Source organism: Pseudomonas synxantha BG33R, from assembly GCF_000263715.2.
Taxonomy (GTDB): Bacteria; Pseudomonadota; Gammaproteobacteria; order Pseudomonadales; family Pseudomonadaceae; genus Aquipseudomonas; species Aquipseudomonas synxantha_A.
Genome location: NZ_CM001514.1, coordinates 1,998,302 through 2,015,435 on the forward strand (window position 1 = coordinate 1,998,302; position 17,134 = coordinate 2,015,435).

The following is a 17,134-nucleotide window of genomic DNA, read 5'->3' on the forward strand; positions in this document are numbered from 1 at the left end:
CAGGCCTGCCAACCTCCATGGAAAATCTGCAAAGTGCGGTGGATACACTCGTCCACAGTTCCAACACCCTGTTTATCCTGATTGGCGCGGTCATGGTTCTGGCCATGCACGCCGGCTTTGCCTTCCTTGAGGTCGGCACGGTGCGCCAGAAGAATCAGGTCAACGCCCTGTCGAAAATCCTCAGCGATTTCGCCATCTCCACCCTGGCCTATTTCTTTATAGGCTATTGGATCTCATACGGTGTGAGCTTCATGCAACCGGCAGCCGTCATCAGCGCCGATCATGGCTACGGCCTGGTGAAGTTTTTCTTCCTGCTGACCTTCGCCGCCGCGATCCCAGCGATCATTTCCGGTGGCATAGCCGAACGTGCGAAGTTTGCCCCGCAGTTGTGCGCCACTGCGCTGATCGTGGCGTTTATCTACCCGTTCTTCGAGGGTATGGTGTGGAACGGCAATTTCGGTCTGCAAGCCTGGCTGCTTGCAAGCTTTGGTGCCAGTTTTCACGATTTTGCCGGTTCCGTGGTGGTGCACGCCATGGGTGGCTGGCTGGCGCTGGCGGCGGTGTTGCTGCTGGGGCCGCGCAATGGACGTTATCGCGAAGGGCGCCTGGTGGCGTTTGCACCGTCGAGCATCCCGTTCCTGGCGCTGGGGTCGTGGATCCTGATCGTGGGATGGTTCGGCTTTAACGTGATGAGTGCGCAGACCCTCAACGGGGTCAGCGGCCTGGTGGCCGTCAATTCGTTGATGGCTATGGTTGGCGGTACCGTGGCCGCGCTGGTGATTGGCCGTAACGACCCAGGATTCCTGCACAATGGCCCCCTGGCCGGGCTGGTGGCGATCTGCGCAGGTTCCGACCTGATGCATCCGGTGGGCGCGCTGGTCACCGGCGTGGTCGCAGGTGGCTTGTTTGTGTGGTGCTTTATCGCTGCCCAGGCGCGCTGGAAGATCGACGACGTGCTGGGCGTGTGGCCGTTGCACGGCTTGTGTGGCGTGTGGGGCGGCATCGCCTGCGGCATCTTCGGGCAGGCCGCCCTGGGCGGGCTTGGCGGCGTCAGCTTGATCAGCCAGTTGATCGGCACCGGCCTGGGCGTGTCGGTGGCGTTTGGTGGCGGCTTGCTGGTGTACGGCGTGATCAAGCGCGTGCAAGGGCTGCGCTTGAGTCAGGAAGAGGAGTATTACGGCGCGGACCTGTCGATCCACAAGATCGGTGCGGTCAGTCAGGATTGATCGGCGCTTGTTCATCAGTGTGTGGCGGCGGATAAAACCCGTGCAGCAAGCGATAGTGGTTCTGCCGCACTTCATCCACCCGCGCCTGTACCTGTTGGTCCGGCAGGCCCAGCAGGATCAGGGCGTGGGAAGCGAGCATCAGGCTTGATTCAAGCAACTCGGGCACCACTTCGCTGGCCCCCGCGGCCTTGAGTTCAGCCAACTGGCTGTCATCACGGGTGCGCACCAGGATCGGCACCTGTGGGTTGATCCGTCGCGCTTCCTTGAGCACCACCAGGGCGACATCGCTGTTGTCGACGGCGATCACCACCAACCGCGCTCGCTCCAGGCCCACAGCACTGAGCAAGGCACCCCGGCGGCAGTCGCCATAATGCACGCTGCTTTCCTCGGTGGCGGCCTCCTGCACCCGTTCGGGGTCGTCATCCAGGGCGATAAACGCCTGGTGCTCGCGGCGCAAAAAACGCCCGATCGATTGTCCCACCCGACCATAACCGCAAATCACCGCGTGCCCGTGCAACTGAGCGTTGAGCGCGGTGATGTGCTCCAGTTGCACTTGCTGGTTGGGCTTGCGATGCAGGCGCAGGGCAATGGCCGGCGCTGCGCGCAACAGCAGCGGCGTCAACAGCATCGAGCAGAACGTGGCGGCCAGGAGCAGGCCGTTGAACTCATCCGGAATCAACCGGCTCTGTTGCATCTGCGCCATCAGCGCAAAACAGAACTCGCCGCCCTGGGCCAGGGCCAGGCCGCTGCGCCAGGCGGTTTCAGTGTCGCTGCCGCGCAGCTTGACCAGTGTGGCGACTACGCAACCTTTGACCAACATCAGCGTGATGGTCAGACCTAGGATCAACAGGCTATGGCTGATGAACAACTGCAAGTCGATCAACATGCCGATGCTGACGAAAAACAGCCCCAGCAGAATGTCTCGGAACGGCCGGATATCCGCTTCGATCTGGTGACGGTAATGACTTTCACCCAGCAACATGCCGGCCAGGAACGCCCCAAGGGCAGGGGACAGGCCGAGTAGATGGGTGAGCCAGGCCGTGAGCAACACAATCACCAGCGCCAGCAGCACGAACAACTCTGCGGAATGGGACGCGGCGACTTCACGGAACAACCGCGGCAGCAACCAGCGGCTGGCGAATAACAGCCCCACGAACAACACCACAGTCTTGCCCAGGGTCAGCGGCAACGCCCAGTACCAGGCTTGGTCACTGCTGCCGGCAAACACCGGCACCAGTGTCAGCAGCAATACCGCCACCACATCCTGGAACAGCAGCACGCCTATCGCATTCTGGCCGTGGCTGCTGAAGATCTCCCCAAGACTGGTCAGTTCCTTGCTGACGATGGCCGTGGACGACAACGCCAACCCAGCACCCAGCAACAGCGCGACGCCGGGCGCCAGGCCCAAGCCCATCAGCGCAGCGCCGAGCAAGGCGCCGCATCCCAACACCTGCAAACTGCCCAGGCCAAACACCACGCGGCGCAGGGCGAACATTTTCGACAGGGAAAACTCCAGGCCCAGGGAGAACAGCAGAAACACCACGCCCATCTCGGCCAGGTCCGGCAGGTCCTCGTTGTCGTTCACCCAGTCCAGCGCGGTAGGCCCTACCGCCAGGCCCACGCACAGGTAGCCCAGCACGGGCGGCAGTTGCAGCCGGCGAAACAGCGCAATCACCACCAGGGATGAGGCCAGGATGATCAGCAGGTTGGCAAACACAGGCATCTCCATTGCAGGTGGACGGGCAAAAAGCCGCGAGAATCGCTGAATCAGTTATAGGCCATGGTGACTTGGGTCAGGTGTTTTGTCGGCAATGGGATTTCATGGCGCGAGCGGGTTTAGAATGGTCACTTGTTTTTCTGACCGGGTTCTCTCGTCATGCCTCCTGAATGCCAGCTGTTCGGCACCCTGGGTTGCCATCTGTGTGAAATTGCCGAAGCCGAAATCATGCCGCTCGTCGAACACGGGCTGCTGGTGGAGTTGGTGGATATCACTGAGCCAGATGACCTGACAGAAGACTACGGCCTGCGGATTCCGGTGCTTCGCCGCAAGGACACCGGGGCGGAACTGGACTGGCCGTTCGACACCGACCAGGTCGTTGCCTTTCTGCGCTGACGTTTATCCGATGGCGGGTTCGCCGATATTACGTTACTGTATATTCGTACAGCGATTGAATAGAGGGAACGCCCGTGGTGAATGTTGAACAATTGAAAAGCAGCGTCAATCGCATGTCCGCCGATGTGGTGCGCGACGCGGTCAACGAGCTGCGCCTCGATGGGCTGGTCACGGAAGGCAAGACGCCCTTCAACAAAGTGCATTTCAACACCTGCTTTGCGGAAATCGAGGCGCTGTTCCAGCGTGCCGGTTATCACAAACAGTTGGATGTGGTGGGTTATCAAGGCTTGCTCTACGCGCTCTATGATCCGGGCCGTTGGGAAGCAGTGGACGTACTGCGCTGGCTCAAGGAGTTCACCGAGGCGGCGAGCGCTTCGCCGGTGCTGCGGGCCCAACTGGCCAAGGCATGAGAACGGCCCTAGGCTCAATCGCGCTCCATGCGGGATAATACCCGCCTGTTTCCAGGTTCGAGCATTTGCATGTCCACTTCCGGTTTTTCCGCCGCCCAGCACCAAGCCAGCACGTTGTATCTGCCACCGGGGCCTTGGGCAACGGTGATCGACTGCCTGTGCGATCACTTCCCGGCCATTGGCCGTGAACAGTGGCGGGACCGCATTGCCCGGGGGCGAGTGCTGGATATCAACGGTAGCCCGATCAGCCAGGGCCTGGCCTACAAGGAAGGCCTGTGCATCTATTACTTTCGCGAAGTACCCAACGAAAAAGTGATTCCGGCACAGGAAACTATCCTGTACGCCGATGAACATCTGGTGGTGGCGGACAAGCCGCATTTCCTGCCGGTAACTCCCGCCGGCGAGTACGTTGAGCAAACCCTGTTGCGTCGCCTGATCCGTCGCCTGGACAACCCCGCCCTGGTGCCGTTGCACCGCATCGATAGGCACACGGCGGGGCTGGTGCTGTTCTCGGCCAACCCGCAAAGCCGCTCGGCGTACCAGCAACTGTTTCCCACGCGGCGTATCGACAAATTCTACGAAGCCATCGCCCCGGCCCTGCCGAACCTGAGCTTTCCCCTGGTGCATAAAAGCCGCCTGGTGGATGGCGAACCCTTCTTTCGGATGCAGGAAGGGCCGGGCGCCAGCAACACCGAGACGGCCGTTGAGGTGCGCGAGAAAAAGGGTGGTTTATGGCGTTACGGTCTGTTCCCGGTGACTGGCAAGAAACACCAGCTGCGCGTACACATGACTGCCCTCGGGGCGAGTATCTGCAATGACCCGTTCTATCCCGAGGTGGTCAAGGACGCCGAGGACGACTACGCCCACCCCCTGAAGCTGCTGGCCCAGGGCGTGCGTTTCATCGACCCGCTAAATGGTGAAGAACGCAGTTTTCACAGCCGTATCACCCTCGACTGGTAAACGCCGCAAACGACAAGGCCCGCGCGAGGCGGGCCTTGTTGGCAAGCGTTAAGGCTTACAGATCTTTAACGGTGCGAACCTGATCTTTATTGATGCGGGTGCGCTTGCCGTCAAGCTGTTGGAATTCGTAGAAACCCGAATCTTCGTCAAATTTCGGGGTGTCGACGGCCTGGATTTCGCGACCGTCATTCAGGGTGATCACTGTTGGCGAGGCGCAACCGGCGAGGGTGGCGAGGCCCAGTGCAAGCATGAGAGCGGCGATGGTCCGTTGAGTCATGAGTTTGTCTCCGAGAAAATACTTTTAAATTGCTGACCTTGTGACGTATGGGACGTCGGCAAAGTTCCTTGTGAAAGGCTCATTCTGACACGCCAGCCCGTGGGTGCAACAGCTCGGGCGTATTAAGATTGGCCAGGCGCGGGTCATCGGCCGGGCATTCCAGGCCGACGCCACCCAGTTGCAGCAGGACCTTGCGCGGGCTGCGTTCACCCGCTTGCCAGGCCCGTTCCACCTGATCTTTCAGGCCTGTTGGGATAATGCACAGCAAGGGTTCCCAGAACTCGCCATGACGCACCATGACGGGAACCTGCAGATTGCGTTGGGCAATCTGACGCAGGTCGGCCAGCAGTCGCTCATCAATCTGCGGCACATCGCACGGCAAGATCAGCAGATGTTCATGGCGTGCAGCGAAGAGTCCTGCTCGGATACCCGCCAACGGGCCGGGAAAGTCCGAGCTGTCATCACTGACCAGTTGGTCGGCATAGGGCGCGTAGTGTTCAAGGTTGCGATTGCACGAGATGATCAGGTCATCCGTGAGCGGCCTGACCAGCCGTTGCAGGTGGGCAATCAAGGGCTCGCCCCGCCATTGAAGCAGCCCCTTGTCCTGGCCGCCCATGCGTTGGCCACGACCACCGGCCAACAACAGAATCGAACAAGGCAGGGGTGAAGATTCAAGAGACATGGCGGTTCCACTGCGGCAGGTAAAGAGGGGCCTGTGATATAACATCGGGCTGTTTTTTCGACAACTGGACCGAGCCATGAAAGCCAAGGCCGATGCGCCCTTTGTACCCCTGAATATTGCTGTATTGACCGTCAGCGACACCCGCACCCTGGACACCGACACCTCCGGCCAGGTCTTCGTCGATCGCCTGACCGCCGCCGGCCACCATCTGGCCGAGCGCGTGCTGCTCAAGGACGACCTCTACAAGATTCGCGCCCAGGTTGCCCACTGGATCGCCGAAGACGTGGTGCAAGTGGTGCTGATCACCGGGGGCACCGGCTTCACCGGCCGTGACAGCACCCCTGAAGCCGTGAGCTGCCTGCTCGACAAGCAGGTCGATGGCTTCGGCGAACTGTTCCGCCAGATCTCCGTGGCCGATATCGGCACCTCCACCGTGCAATCACGCGCCCTGGCCGGCCTGGCCAATGGCACCCTGGTGTGCTGCCTGCCGGGCTCCACCAATGCCGTGCGCACTGGTTGGGATGGCATCCTCGCCGAGCAACTGGATAATCGTCACCGCCCATGCAATTTCGTCCCGCACCTGAAGCAGGCCCTACCCTGTGAATCCCGTGGATAAGCCGGGCAAGACCGGCGCACTGATGCCGGTGGAAGCAGCCTTGCAGCGGCTGCTCGCCATGGCGGAATCGGCGCCGATCCGTGACCAGCAGGCGCTGCCCCTGGCGCAGTGCGATGGCCGCGTACTGGCCCAGGACCTGATCTCGACGCTCGACCTGCCGCCGTGGCCCAACAGTGCCATGGACGGCTACGCCGTGCGCCTGGCGGACTGGACCGGCGAACCGCTGGTGGTGAGCCAACGGATTTTCGCCGGCACTGCGCCCGAGGTGCTGGCGGCCGGCACCTGCGCACGGATCTTTACCGGCGCGCCGGTACCTGAAGGCGCAGACTGCGTGCAAATGCAGGAAAACGCCGTGGTTCATGCCGATCAGCGCGTGAGTTTCACCGAGCCGTTACGGGTGGGCGACAACATCCGACCACAGGGCCAGGAGACCACGGTGGGTGAGTGCGTACTCAGTGCCGGAACGCGCCTGGGGCCCATCGAGTTGGGCCTGGCTGCGTCTCTGGGGCGGGATCGGCTCGATGTGGTGCGTCGCCCGCGCGTGGCCGTGCTGTCGACCGGGGATGAATTGATCGAGCCAGGCTTGCCGCTGGGCCCGGGGCAGATCTACAACAGCAACCGTCGCGTGCTGTGCAGCTGGCTGGCGCGCATGGGCTGCGAAGTGATCGATGCCGGGATTCTGCCGGATGATCTGCAACAGACCCGTACGTGTTTGGCCGGCCTGGGTAGCGTCGACCTGATTCTGTCTACCGGCGGTGTGTCGGTGGGCGAAGCGGACTTCCTCGGCATTGCCTTGCGTGAAGAGGGCGAGTTGGCGTTGTGGAAGCTGGCGATCAAGCCAGGCAAACCGCTGACCTTCGGGCATTTTCGTGGCGTGCCGGTGATCGGCCTGCCAGGTAACCCGGCCTCGACCCTGGTGACCTTTGCGCTATTGGCGCGCCCGTACCTGCTGCGCCGCCAAGGCGTGGCGCAGGTGCAGCCGCTGCGTTTCGAGGTGCCGGCAGGATTCGACTGGCCCAAGCCTGGCAACCGCCGCGAATACCTGCGCGGGCGTATCGAGCAGGGCAAGGCGATTATCTATCGCAACCAGAGCTCCGGGGTGCTGCGTAGCGCAGCGTGGGCGGAAGGGTTTGTGGAGGTGATGGAGGGGACCACATTGGCCATTGGCGACCGGGTCAATTTCATTCCTCTGAGTGAAGTTCTGAACTGAACACAGATCAAAAAATGTGGGAGCAAGCCCCCTCCCACAGTGGATCTTGGTATGCCTGTGGCTACTCAGTAATCGTCGCCACGCTCAGTGACATCCCGCTCCATCGGCCCCGCATCCGGGTCGTAGCCCACCGGGAACTTGCCCTTCAACGTCCATGCAAACGCAATGATCTCGGCAATCGTGCGATAGAGCTCTTCTGGAATGCTGTCCCCCAGTTCCATACGCGCCAGCAGCTTCACCAACTCGGCGTTTTCATAGATGGGTACTTCGTTTTCCCGTGCCAGCTTGAGAATCGCTTCGGCCAGGGCGTCATCGCCCTTGGCGGTCAGGGTGGGGGCTTGTTGGCCGTCGTACTTGAGGGCGATGGCCTGGCGGAGTGGGGCGGCGTTCTTCATGCGGTTTCATCCACCCAGCGTTGTTCCAATCCGGTTTTTGCACCGCGTGGCGGGGTGCCCAGGTGGCAATCCAGGTCGCCGACGTTGAGTCCGGATGACACCAGGCGCTCGCGCAGGCTGCCCAGGTGACTTTCGATCAGGCTGGCGGTGAAAGGGCGACTGGCCCACAACTGACTGGACAGTTTGCCCTGGGACAACTGCGCCTGAACTTGCAGCGGCCCCAGCGGCTCCATGTCGAAGGCCAGTTCGACGCGCCAGAGCATCTGCTTCGGATCTTTTTTATCCTTGCGCTCGGGCTGATCCTTGTCAGGCGCAGGCTCCTCGCGCTGAAACTTGACCTGCAACGGCACGATGTCTTGCAGGGTGCGCATGGGGATTTCCAACTGCCACGTGGTTTGCAGGCGGCCATCGGCGGTGGTGCCGGTCTGTTCCAGGCTCGACAGTTGGTGGCTCTGCAAGCGCGAGATCGCCCCGGCGGCCAGGCGCAGCAGGTTTTCCAGGTCGCCTTCACCTTCCAGTTTCGCGATCAGCCGCTCCGGCAACGGGAAACCGGCGGGTATCTGCCGAGCGCCGACCTGGCCGAGAGTGTTCAACGGGCTGCGCACAAAGTGCGGCAGCACCTGGGCCAGGGTATTGGCGGCGAGGATCGCATTCAGGTTGGTGTTGGCGGGCAGGGCGGGCAGCAGGTCCGCGACCAGGCGCAACAGCGCGCCTTTCATATCCAGCGGTGGGATTTGTGGGTTCTGCCCAGCGAGCAATCTGGCTTCCAGGAAGGCGCCGCTGTTTTGCACCACTTGTGCCAGTACCTTGGGATTGCTGACTTGCGCCAGATCGGGCAAGGCTGCCAGTAAACGCTCGGCAGCGGCCCGCAGCTCGGCCGAGGTGTTGTCGCCACGGGGCAGGTTCTGCAGGGCAGTGAACACCGCATCCAGCGAGCCTTGGCGACTTTGCTGGGTTGCCAGTTGCTGCGTCACGGCCAGTTGGTCTTTCAGCCCGCTCAGCGGCACAAAATTCAGGGTTTGCGCGTTCTGCACCACGGCACTGAGCAAGCTGCCGACCCGCAAGGGTTGAGGGCTTTCCAGCGTCAGCGTGGTGCCGGCCAGCGCGTTATTGAGCACACTCACCAGCGAGCGATAGATCGCCGCTTGCGCTGAACCTTGAGGCAGCATCTGTGTGGTCAGCACCTTGGCTTGCAGCAGGGTGCCCACCGGCATTTGTGTGGTGTCGAGGCGGGTGAGGGCAGCGACGTTGGCGCTCATGGCTTGCTGCAAGGTAATGGCCAGGTTGCCCGCTGGCGTTTGGCTGACTGCCACATTGCTGCCCAGAGGCAAGGGCTGGGCGCTGCTGGCTTGAACCAGGGTCTGGCGACCACCTTCAAGGGTCAGCTTGAGCAACAGCTGAAAGGCTTCACTGCCTTGTTTCAGCGCGATGACTTCAGCGTTTACGGTTTTTCCGGCGCCAATCAACCCGGCCTGTGGCTCCAGGAGCTTGAGCAACTCGCCAGCCGCAGGCAGCGGGGCAGCCTTGGGTGCTGAGGCTGGAGGCAGTGGAGGAAGATTGATCTCACCGGTCATCGTGCGCATCGTCTCTGGGGAAATTGCCCTCTTTAGAGTAGGGCATCGCATGTATAATGCCGCCCGTCTGCAAAGAGAGCGGTAAAAACCTCACAACTATTTGATCCAGCTCTCTAAAATCGGTCGCCAAAGTCGTTATTGTGCATCTCTCTATAACGGCCGCTGCACCGCCGACTTGAACCGTAAAGGCCCGCGATCTCTTGACCAGCCCTCTTCTTGAAGCCGTAGCGCTTGCCTGTGAACGCGACCTTCGCCTGTTGTTCGAGCAACTCGACCTGCGTCTGGCGGCTGGCGACATGGTGCAAATCAGCGGCCCCAATGGCAGCGGCAAGACCAGTCTGCTGCGTCTGCTGGCCGGTTTGATGCAGCCCACGGCGGGTGTTGTTCGGCTCAACGGTAAGCCCCTGCACGAACAACGTGCCGAGCTGGCGCGCAACCTGGTCTGGATCGGCCACGCCGCGGGTATCAAGGACGTGCTCAGCGCTGAAGAAAACCTCAGCTGGCTCAGCGCCCTGCATCACCCTGCTACTCGCGATGGCATCTGGCAGGCCCTGGCCGCCGTTGGCCTCAAGGGCTTTGAAGATGTGCCCTGTCACACGCTGTCAGCCGGCCAGCAGCGCCGCGTGGCCCTGGCGCGTTTGTACCTGCCCGGCCCGCCGCTGTGGATTCTCGACGAACCCTTCACCGCTCTCGACAAACAGGGCGTAGCCCAGCTCGAAGAGCACCTGGCCCGGCACTGCGAGCAGGGCGGCCTGGTGGTGCTCACCACCCACCATACCCTGGCGCGCAAGCCGGGTGGTTACCGGGAGCTGGATCTCGGACGGTGGTCGGCATGAGTGTGTTTGCCCTGTTGGTGGCCCGTGAAGCGCGGCTATTGTGCCGTCGCCCGGCCGAGCTGGCCAACCCGCTGGTGTTCTTTGCGATTGTGATCGCGCTGTTCCCGCTGGCGGTCGGCCCGGAGACTAAACTGTTGCAAACCTTGTCCCCGGGACTGGTGTGGGTCGCGGCGCTTTTATCGGTCCTGCTCTCGCTGGACGGGCTGTTTCGCAGTGATTTCGAAGACGGATCCCTGGAGCAGTGGGTCCTTTCGTCGCACCCCCTGCCACTTCTGGTACTGGCCAAGGTACTGGCACACTGGGCTTTTTCCGGCCTGGCGCTAGTCTTGCTCTCGCCGCTGCTGGCGATGATGCTGGGCTTGCCTGTCGAATGCCTGCCCGTGTTGCTGGTGTCCTTGTTGCTCGGTACGCCGGTGCTCAGCCTGTTGGGGGCGGTGGGCTCCGCCTTGACTGTGGGCTTGAAAAGGGGTGGCCTGCTGCTGGCCCTGTTGATTCTGCCTTTGTATATCCCGGTGTTGATCCTGGGCAGCGGCGCTTTGCAAGCCGCGCTCATGGGGATGCCGGCGACCGGTTACCTCTTGTGGCTTGGTAGCCTGACCGCCCTGGCGGTAACCCTGACACCCTTTGCTATAGCCGCCGGCCTGAAAATCAGCGTCGGTGAATAATGAGGTCTGACTCGGCGTTAATGACGTTGAGTCAGTAAAGACCCTAAGCTTTTCGCCACGACGAAAAGCACCCGTGATGGAAAATGCAATGAACTGGACCTGGTTTCACAAGCTCGGCTCGCCCAAATGGTTTTATGGCATCAGCGGCAAGCTGCTGCCGTGGTTGAGCGTCGCCGCCGTATTGCTGATCGGCACCGGCCTGGTCTGGGGCCTGGCCTTCGCGCCGCCGGACTACCAGCAAGGCAATAGCTTTCGCATCATCTATATCCACGTCCCTGCCGCGATGCTGGCCCAGTCCTGCTACGTGATGCTGGCGGTGTGCGGCATCGTCGGCCTGGTGTGGAAGATGAAACTGGCCGATGTAGCCCTGCAGTGCGCTGCACCTGTTGGTGCGTGGATGACCGCCGTGGCGCTGGTCACCGGCGCGATCTGGGGCAAGCCGACCTGGGGTTCCTGGTGGGTGTGGGATGCACGCCTGACCTCGATGCTGATCCTGCTGTTCCTGTACTTCGGCCTGATTGCCCTGGGCAACGCCATCAGCAATCGCGATAGCGCCGCCAAAGCCTGCGCGGTGCTGGCGATTGTCGGCGTGATCAACATCCCGATCATCAAATACTCGGTAGAGTGGTGGAACACCCTGCACCAGGGCGCCACCTTCACCCTCACCGAAAAACCGGCGATGCCCGTGGAAATGTGGGCGCCACTGCTGCTGATGGTGCTGGGGTTCTACTGCTTCTTCGGCGCCGTGCTGTTGCTGCGCATGCGCCTTGAAGTGCTCAAGCGCGAAGCCCGCACCAGTTGGGTCAAAGCCCAAGTGCAAGCCAGCCTGGGAGCGCGGGGATGAGCTTTGCTTCTTTCAGTGATTTTCTCGCCATGGGCCACCACGGCCTGTATGTCTGGAGCGCCTACGGCATCTGCCTGGCGGTGCTGGCCCTCAACGTCGCCGCGCCGATCCTGGCCCGCAAGCGTTACCTGCAACAAGAGGCGCGACGTCTGCGCCGGGAGACCGAAAAGTGAATCCGCTGCGTAGAAAGCGTCTGTTGATCATCCTTGCCATCCTGGTCGGCGTCGGCATTGCCGTGGGCCTGGCCTTGAGCGCCCTGCAGCAGAACATCAACCTGTTCTACACCCCCACCCAGATCGCCAACGGCGAAGCCCCGCTGGACACGCGCATCCGTGCCGGCGGCATGGTGGAGCAGGGCTCGTTGAAGCGTTCCGGCGATTCTCTGGACGTGACCTTCGTGGTCACCGATTTCAACAAGGCCGTGACCATCACCTACCGCGGCATCCTCCCGGACCTGTTCCGCGAAGGCCAGGGCATCGTCGCTCTGGGCAAACTCAACGCCGATGGTGTGGTAGTGGCGGACGAAGTACTGGCCAAGCACGATGAAAAGTACATGCCGCCCGAGGTCACCAAGGCCCTGAAAGACAGTGGCCAGTCCGCACCCGCGACCCCAGCCAAGGAGGGCTAAGTGATGACGTCCGCATTGTTTATTCCTGAACTGGGCCAACTGGCGATGATCCTCGCCCTGTGCTTTGCCGTGGTCCAGGCCGTGGTGCCGTTGCTCGGTGCCTGGCGCGGCGATCGTTTGTGGATGAGCCTGGCGCAGCCGGCCGCCTGGGGTCAGTTTGCCTTCCTGCTGTTCGCCTTCGGTTGCCTGACCTATGCCTTCATGACCGACGACTTTTCCGTCGCCTATGTGGCGAACAACTCCAACAGCGCCTTGCCCTGGTACTACAAGTTCAGCGCCGTGTGGGGCGCCCACGAAGGTTCGTTGCTGCTGTGGGCGCTGATCCTCGGCGGCTGGACTTTTGCCGTGTCGGTGTTCTCGCGCCAACTGCCGCAAGTGATGCTGGCGCGAGTCCTGGCGGTGATGGGCATGATCAGCATCGGCTTCCTTCTGTTTCTGATCATGACCTCCAACCCGTTCAGCCGCATCCTGCCGCAGATCCCGGCAGACGGGCATGACCTCAACCCGCTGTTGCAGGACATCGGCCTGATCGTGCACCCGCCGATGCTCTACATGGGTTACGTGGGCTTCTCCGTAGCTTTTGCGTTTGCCATCGCTGCCTTGCTTGGCGGGCGGTTGGATGCGGCGTGGGCGCGTTGGTCACGGCCATGGACCATCGTCGCCTGGGCTTTCCTCGGCATCGGTATCACTTTGGGTTCGTGGTGGGCCTACTACGAACTCGGCTGGGGCGGCTGGTGGTTCTGGGACCCGGTGGAAAACGCGTCCTTCATGCCCTGGTTGGTGGGCACGGCGCTGATTCACTCCCTGGCAGTGACCGAAAAGCGTGGCGTATTCAAAAGCTGGACGGTATTGCTCGCCATCGCCGCGTTTTCCCTCAGCCTGCTCGGCACTTTCCTTGTGCGTTCGGGGGTGCTGACGTCAGTGCATGCGTTTGCCTCCGACCCCGAGCGCGGCGTGTTCATCCTGATCTTCCTGCTGTTTGTGGTGGGTGGTTCCCTGACCCTGTTCGCCCTGCGCGCACCGGTGGTCAAGAGCCAGGTCGGTTTCAACCCGTGGTCGCGCGAAACCCTGCTGCTGGGCAATAACCTGGTACTGGTGGTCGCCGCTTCAATGATCCTGCTCGGCACCCTCTACCCGCTGGTGCTGGATGCCTTGAGCGGCGCCAAGCTGTCCGTGGGCCCGCCGTACTTCAATGCGTTGTTCATCCCGTTGATGGGCCTGTTGATGGTAGTGATGGCGGTCGGTGTGCTGGTGCGCTGGAAAGACACCCCGGTGAAGTGGCTGGCAGGCATGTTGATGCCGGTGCTGTTGGGCAGCGTGGCCCTGGCAGTGATCGCCGGGTTCGCCTACGGCGACTTCAATTGGGCGGTACTCGCCACGTTCCTGCTGGCGGCCTGGGTGTTGCTGGCCGGCGTGCGGGACATCTTCGACAAGACGCGCCACAAAGGCCTGATCAAAGGCTTGCCCACCCTTACCCGTAGTTACTGGGGCATGCAGATCGCTCACATTGGCATCGCCGTGTGTGCTTTGGGCGTAGTGCTCTCCAGCCAGAACAGCGCCGAGCGCGACCTGCGCCTGGCGCCGGGTGAGTCCATGGACCTGGCCGGTTACCAGTTCATCTTCGAAGGCGCCAGGCACTTCGAAGGGCCGAACTTCACCTCGGATAAAGGCACCGTGCGCGTAGTGCGCAATGGCAAGGAAATCGCCGTATTGCACCCTGAAAAGCGCCTGTACACAGTGCAAAGTTCAATGATGACCGAAGCCGGTATCGACGCCGGTTTCACCCGTGACCTGTATGTGGCGCTGGGTGAACCCTTGGGCGACGGCGCCTGGGCTGTGCGGGTGCATGTCAAACCCTTCGTGCGCTGGATCTGGTTCGGCGGGTTGCTCACAGGCTTTGGCGGTTTGCTCGCCGCGCTGGATCGGCGTTATCGGGTCAAGGTCAGCAGCCGTGTGCGTGAAGCATTGGGCCTTTCAGGAGCGGCAGTATGAAACGTTGGTTGATGGTGGTGCCGCTGGCGTTGTTTCTGCTGATGGCAGTGTTCCTGTATCGCGGGCTGTACCTGGACCCGGCCGAGTTACCCTCGGCGATGATCGGCAAGCCGTTTCCCGCGTTCAACCTGCCGACGGTGCAGGGTGACAAGACCCTGACCCAGGCAGACCTGCAGGGCAAGCCGGCGCTGGTCAACGTGTGGGCCACCTGGTGCATCTCATGCCGCGTCGAACACCCGGTGCTGAACAAGCTGGCCGAAAAGGGCGTGGTGATCTACGGCATCAACTACAAGGACGACAATGCGGCGGCCTTGAAATGGCTGGCCGAGTTTCATAACCCGTACCAGCTCGATATCCGTGATGAAGACGGCAACCTGGGTTTGAACCTGGGCGTCTATGGCGCGCCGGAAACCTTCTTCATCGATGCCAAGGGCGTGATCCGCGACAAGTTCGTCGGCGTGATCGACGAGGTAGTCTGGCGTGAGCAACTGGCCGCCAAGTACCAGGCCCTGGTCGATGAGGCCAAGCCATGAAGCGTTGGTTGACCGCTGCTGTTTTAGCCCTGGGCCTGGCCGGTGTGGCCCATGCCGCCATCGACACCTATGAATTTGCCAATGACGCCGAGCGTGAGCGTTTCCGCGACCTGACCAAGGAACTGCGCTGCCCCAAGTGCCAGAACCAGGACATCGCCGACTCCAACGCGCCCATCGCCGCTGACCTGCGTAAAGAAATCTTCCGCATGTTGGGGGAGGGCAAGGATAACCAGCAGATCATCGACTTCATGGTCGACCGCTACGGTGATTTCGTGCGCTACAAACCGGCCCTTACCGGCAAGACCGCGCTGCTGTGGTTCGGCCCCGCCGGGCTGCTGCTGGCCGGCGTCGTGGTGATGGCGGTGATCGTGCGCCGTCGCCGCGCCGCGCCTACCGATGGTTCCGACGCGCTGTCCCCTGAAGAGCGTAAACGCCTCGACCAATTGCTGGACACCAAGACTGATGATTGATTTCTGGCTCGCAGCCGGCTTGCTGCTTCTGATTGCCCTGAGTTTCCTGTTGATTCCTGTACTGCGTGACCGTCGCGCCCAGCGTGAAGAGGATCGTACCGCGCTGAACGTGGCGCTGTATCAGGAACGTGTCGCCGAGCTGCAAGTGCAGCAAGACGAAGGTGTATTGAACGCCGTGCAACTGGATACGGGCCGCGCCGAGGCGGCTCGCGAGTTGCTGGCCGATACCGAGGGCGTGGAAAAGCCCCGTGAATCGCGCCTGGGCAAACCGCTGCCGTTTTTGGCGGCGTTTCTGGTGCCTGTGCTTGGCGTTGCGCTGTACCTGCATTATGGGGCAAGCGACAAGGTCGAACTGACCCGTGAATTCTCACAGCCTCCGGTGTCCATGGCCGACATGACTCAGCGCCTGGAGCGTGCCGCGGCAGCCCAGCCGGATTCGGCCGAGGGCCTGTATTTCCTGGGGCGCGCCTACATGGCTCAGGACCGTTCCGCCGATGCCGCCAAAGTCTTTGAACGCACCGTAGCCTTGGCCGGGCGCCAGCCGGAATTGCTTGGCCAGTGGGCCCAGGCACAATACTTTGCCGACAACAAACAGTGGTCGCCCAAGGTGCAGGCGCTGACCGACGAGGCGTTAAAGCTCGATCCCAAGGAAGTCACCAGCCTTGGCCTGTTGGGGATCGCCGCTTTTGAAGGCCAGCGTTATCAGGAAGCAATCGATTACTGGAACCGTCTGCTGGCGCAACTGCCACCGCAGGACAACTCCCGTGTAGCGCTGCAAGGCGGTATTGACCGGGCTGGCGAGAAGCTTAAAGAGAGCGGCGGTACGGTCGCGCGCAAGGCGGTAATGACCGTGCGTGTAGACCTGTCCGCCGAAGCGAAAGCCAAAGCCTTGCCGACCGACAGTGTGTTCATCTTCGCCCGTGCAGTCAGCGGCCCACCGGCACCCTTGGCGGCCAAGCGCGTCACCGTTGCCGAACTTCCCATCACCGTCGAACTGGGCGATGCCGACGCGATGATGCCGCAGTTGAAACTGTCCAACTTCCCCGAAGTCCAATTGGTTGCGCGCATATCCCGGGCCGGCCAACCGACCACTGGCGAATGGATCGGCCGCAGCCAACCGCTGGCCAGCAGCACCACTGCGCTGCAGCAATTGACCATCGACACTCCGGACAAGTAATTCTGAGGAAACGCCCATGACCGCATTTGCACGCATCACCCTGCTCAGCCTGGTACTCGGCCTGAGCGCCTGTGCGGTCCACCGCCCACCTGCGGCACCCACCGGCCCGACCATCCCGCCATCGGGCCCGTCGACTCAGCCGAGTACCAAGCCTTCCGGCCCGGTGACCCCGCCGCCAAAGCCACTGCCAAGCAAGTCACCCACCTTTGCTCCACCACCGGGGGCTGCCAGCCACTGGGACGGCAAGATGCAGGTGTACGTGCTCGACGACCAGCCCGACACCTTCTACCGCCAGCGTACCTACTACCGTTGGAGCAACGGCTGGAGCCGTTCCATCAGCCCCAACGGGCCCTGGGAAGAAACCAATGTGCAGGGCGTGCCGCCGGGGTTGAGCAAGCAGTACGCGCAATGACAAAAGGCGACCTGAGGGTCGCCTTTTTCGTGCCTGTGAAATGCATTTTTCCAAGCACTAGAGGGCAAATGTGGGAGGGGGCTTGCTCCCGATAGCATCAGGTCAGTCAAGGAT

At 61.9% G+C, this 17,134-nt stretch carries 21 protein-coding genes; 16 read left to right on the plus strand and 5 right to left on the minus strand.

The window, feature by feature from the left end; all coding sequences use genetic code 11:
• The first annotated feature begins 17 nt into the window (after window positions 1–17).
• The gene (locus PSEBG33_RS18060) at window positions 18–1,226 is read left to right on the plus strand and encodes an ammonium transporter (RefSeq protein ID WP_005786477.1); all 1,209 of its coding nucleotides are present in this window, start codon (window positions 18–20) and stop codon (window positions 1,224–1,226) included.
• Here the strand turns inward: PSEBG33_RS18060 and PSEBG33_RS18055 are convergent.
• Window positions 1,213–2,949 carry a cation:proton antiporter gene (locus tag PSEBG33_RS18055; protein WP_157264135.1) on the minus strand — a complete coding sequence of 579 codons (1,737 nt, stop codon included), beginning with the start codon at window positions 2,947–2,949 and terminating at the stop codon, window positions 1,213–1,215. The two genes, PSEBG33_RS18060 and PSEBG33_RS18055, sit on opposite strands and share 14 nt — an antisense overlap.
• A gap of 153 nt (window positions 2,950–3,102) precedes the next feature.
• Between PSEBG33_RS18055 and PSEBG33_RS18050 the strand changes: the two genes are divergently transcribed.
• The 3 genes from PSEBG33_RS18050 (at window position 3,103) to PSEBG33_RS18040 (ending at window position 4,709) form a co-directional block, all read left to right on the plus strand.
• A complete protein-coding gene (locus PSEBG33_RS18050) occupies window positions 3,103–3,339 on the plus strand; it encodes a glutaredoxin family protein (protein WP_005786480.1) in 237 nt (78 codons plus the stop codon).
• 74 nt (window positions 3,340–3,413) lie between these two features.
• Complete coding sequence (locus PSEBG33_RS18045; protein ID WP_003189932.1) at window positions 3,414–3,749, plus strand: hypothetical protein; 336 nt, start codon at window positions 3,414–3,416, stop codon at window positions 3,747–3,749.
• Between the two features lie 69 nt (window positions 3,750–3,818).
• Window positions 3,819–4,709 (plus strand): pseudouridine synthase, encoded by an 891-nt coding sequence (locus PSEBG33_RS18040; RefSeq protein ID WP_005786484.1) that lies wholly within the window; start codon window positions 3,819–3,821, stop codon window positions 4,707–4,709.
• Window positions 4,710–4,764: 55 nt separating this feature from the next.
• Here PSEBG33_RS18040 and PSEBG33_RS18035 read toward each other — a convergent pair whose 3' ends face one another.
• Window positions 4,765–4,986: a YgdI/YgdR family lipoprotein gene (locus tag PSEBG33_RS18035; protein WP_005786486.1), complete on the minus strand. Its 222-nt coding sequence runs from the start codon at window positions 4,984–4,986 to the stop codon at window positions 4,765–4,767.
• Window positions 4,987–5,065: 79 nt separating this feature from the next.
• The gene (gene mobA, locus PSEBG33_RS18030; RefSeq protein ID WP_005786488.1) at window positions 5,066–5,668 is read right to left on the minus strand and encodes a molybdenum cofactor guanylyltransferase MobA; all 603 of its coding nucleotides are present in this window, start codon (window positions 5,666–5,668) and stop codon (window positions 5,066–5,068) included.
• 76 nt (window positions 5,669–5,744) lie between these two features.
• Between mobA and moaB the strand changes: the two genes are divergently transcribed.
• Window positions 5,745–6,284 (plus strand): molybdenum cofactor biosynthesis protein B, encoded by a 540-nt coding sequence (moaB, locus tag PSEBG33_RS18025; protein ID WP_005786490.1) that lies wholly within the window; start codon window positions 5,745–5,747, stop codon window positions 6,282–6,284.
• Window positions 6,268–7,494, plus strand: a complete 1,227-nt coding sequence (glp, locus tag PSEBG33_RS18020; protein ID WP_005786492.1) for a gephyrin-like molybdotransferase Glp — start codon at window positions 6,268–6,270, stop codon at window positions 7,492–7,494. Before moaB ends, glp begins: the two co-directional genes overlap by 17 nt.
• 65 nt (window positions 7,495–7,559) lie before the next feature.
• Here glp and PSEBG33_RS18015 read toward each other — a convergent pair whose 3' ends face one another.
• On the minus strand, window positions 7,560–7,889 hold the full coding sequence (locus PSEBG33_RS18015; protein WP_005786494.1) for an EscU/YscU/HrcU family type III secretion system export apparatus switch protein: 330 nt from the start codon (window positions 7,887–7,889) through the stop codon (window positions 7,560–7,562).
• The gene (locus tag PSEBG33_RS18010; RefSeq protein WP_005786496.1) at window positions 7,886–9,463 is read right to left on the minus strand and encodes a flagellar hook-length control protein FliK; all 1,578 of its coding nucleotides are present in this window, start codon (window positions 9,461–9,463) and stop codon (window positions 7,886–7,888) included. Before PSEBG33_RS18010 ends, PSEBG33_RS18015 begins: the two co-directional genes overlap by 4 nt.
• A 200-nt stretch (window positions 9,464–9,663) precedes the next feature.
• On the opposite strand from PSEBG33_RS18010, the gene ccmA reads away from it, so the two are divergent.
• From ccmA to PSEBG33_RS17960, 10 genes are all read left to right on the plus strand, one after another.
• Window positions 9,664–10,299 carry a cytochrome c biogenesis heme-transporting ATPase CcmA gene (gene ccmA / locus PSEBG33_RS18005; protein ID WP_005786498.1) on the plus strand — a complete coding sequence of 212 codons (636 nt, stop codon included), beginning with the start codon at window positions 9,664–9,666 and terminating at the stop codon, window positions 10,297–10,299.
• The gene (gene ccmB / locus PSEBG33_RS18000; protein WP_005786500.1) at window positions 10,296–10,964 is read left to right on the plus strand and encodes a heme exporter protein CcmB; all 669 of its coding nucleotides are present in this window, start codon (window positions 10,296–10,298) and stop codon (window positions 10,962–10,964) included. The genes ccmA and ccmB overlap by 4 nt, the downstream gene beginning before the upstream one ends.
• 88 nt (window positions 10,965–11,052) lie before the next feature.
• The gene (locus PSEBG33_RS17995) at window positions 11,053–11,808 is read left to right on the plus strand and encodes a heme ABC transporter permease (protein WP_005786502.1); all 756 of its coding nucleotides are present in this window, start codon (window positions 11,053–11,055) and stop codon (window positions 11,806–11,808) included.
• Window positions 11,805–11,981 (plus strand): heme exporter protein CcmD, encoded by a 177-nt coding sequence (ccmD, locus tag PSEBG33_RS17990; protein ID WP_005786504.1) that lies wholly within the window; start codon window positions 11,805–11,807, stop codon window positions 11,979–11,981. The genes PSEBG33_RS17995 and ccmD overlap by 4 nt, the downstream gene beginning before the upstream one ends.
• Window positions 11,978–12,436: a cytochrome c maturation protein CcmE gene (gene ccmE, locus PSEBG33_RS17985; protein WP_005786506.1), complete on the plus strand. Its 459-nt coding sequence runs from the start codon at window positions 11,978–11,980 to the stop codon at window positions 12,434–12,436. The genes ccmD and ccmE overlap by 4 nt, the downstream gene beginning before the upstream one ends.
• A 3-nt stretch (window positions 12,437–12,439) precedes the next feature.
• A complete protein-coding gene (locus PSEBG33_RS17980; protein WP_005786508.1) occupies window positions 12,440–14,428 on the plus strand; it encodes a heme lyase CcmF/NrfE family subunit in 1,989 nt (662 codons plus the stop codon).
• Window positions 14,425–14,961 (plus strand): DsbE family thiol:disulfide interchange protein, encoded by a 537-nt coding sequence (locus tag PSEBG33_RS17975; protein WP_005786510.1) that lies wholly within the window; start codon window positions 14,425–14,427, stop codon window positions 14,959–14,961. The genes PSEBG33_RS17980 and PSEBG33_RS17975 overlap by 4 nt, the downstream gene beginning before the upstream one ends.
• Complete coding sequence (locus tag PSEBG33_RS17970) at window positions 14,958–15,431, plus strand: cytochrome c-type biogenesis protein (RefSeq protein WP_005786512.1); 474 nt, start codon at window positions 14,958–14,960, stop codon at window positions 15,429–15,431. The genes PSEBG33_RS17975 and PSEBG33_RS17970 overlap by 4 nt, the downstream gene beginning before the upstream one ends.
• Entirely contained in the window at window positions 15,424–16,608 is a 1,185-nt protein-coding gene (gene ccmI / locus PSEBG33_RS17965) for a c-type cytochrome biogenesis protein CcmI (protein ID WP_005786514.1), read from the plus strand. The genes PSEBG33_RS17970 and ccmI overlap by 8 nt, the downstream gene beginning before the upstream one ends.
• 16 nt (window positions 16,609–16,624) lie before the next feature.
• The gene (locus tag PSEBG33_RS17960) at window positions 16,625–17,020 is read left to right on the plus strand and encodes a hypothetical protein (RefSeq protein ID WP_005786516.1); all 396 of its coding nucleotides are present in this window, start codon (window positions 16,625–16,627) and stop codon (window positions 17,018–17,020) included.
• The last annotated feature ends 114 nt before the right edge of the window (window positions 17,021–17,134 follow it).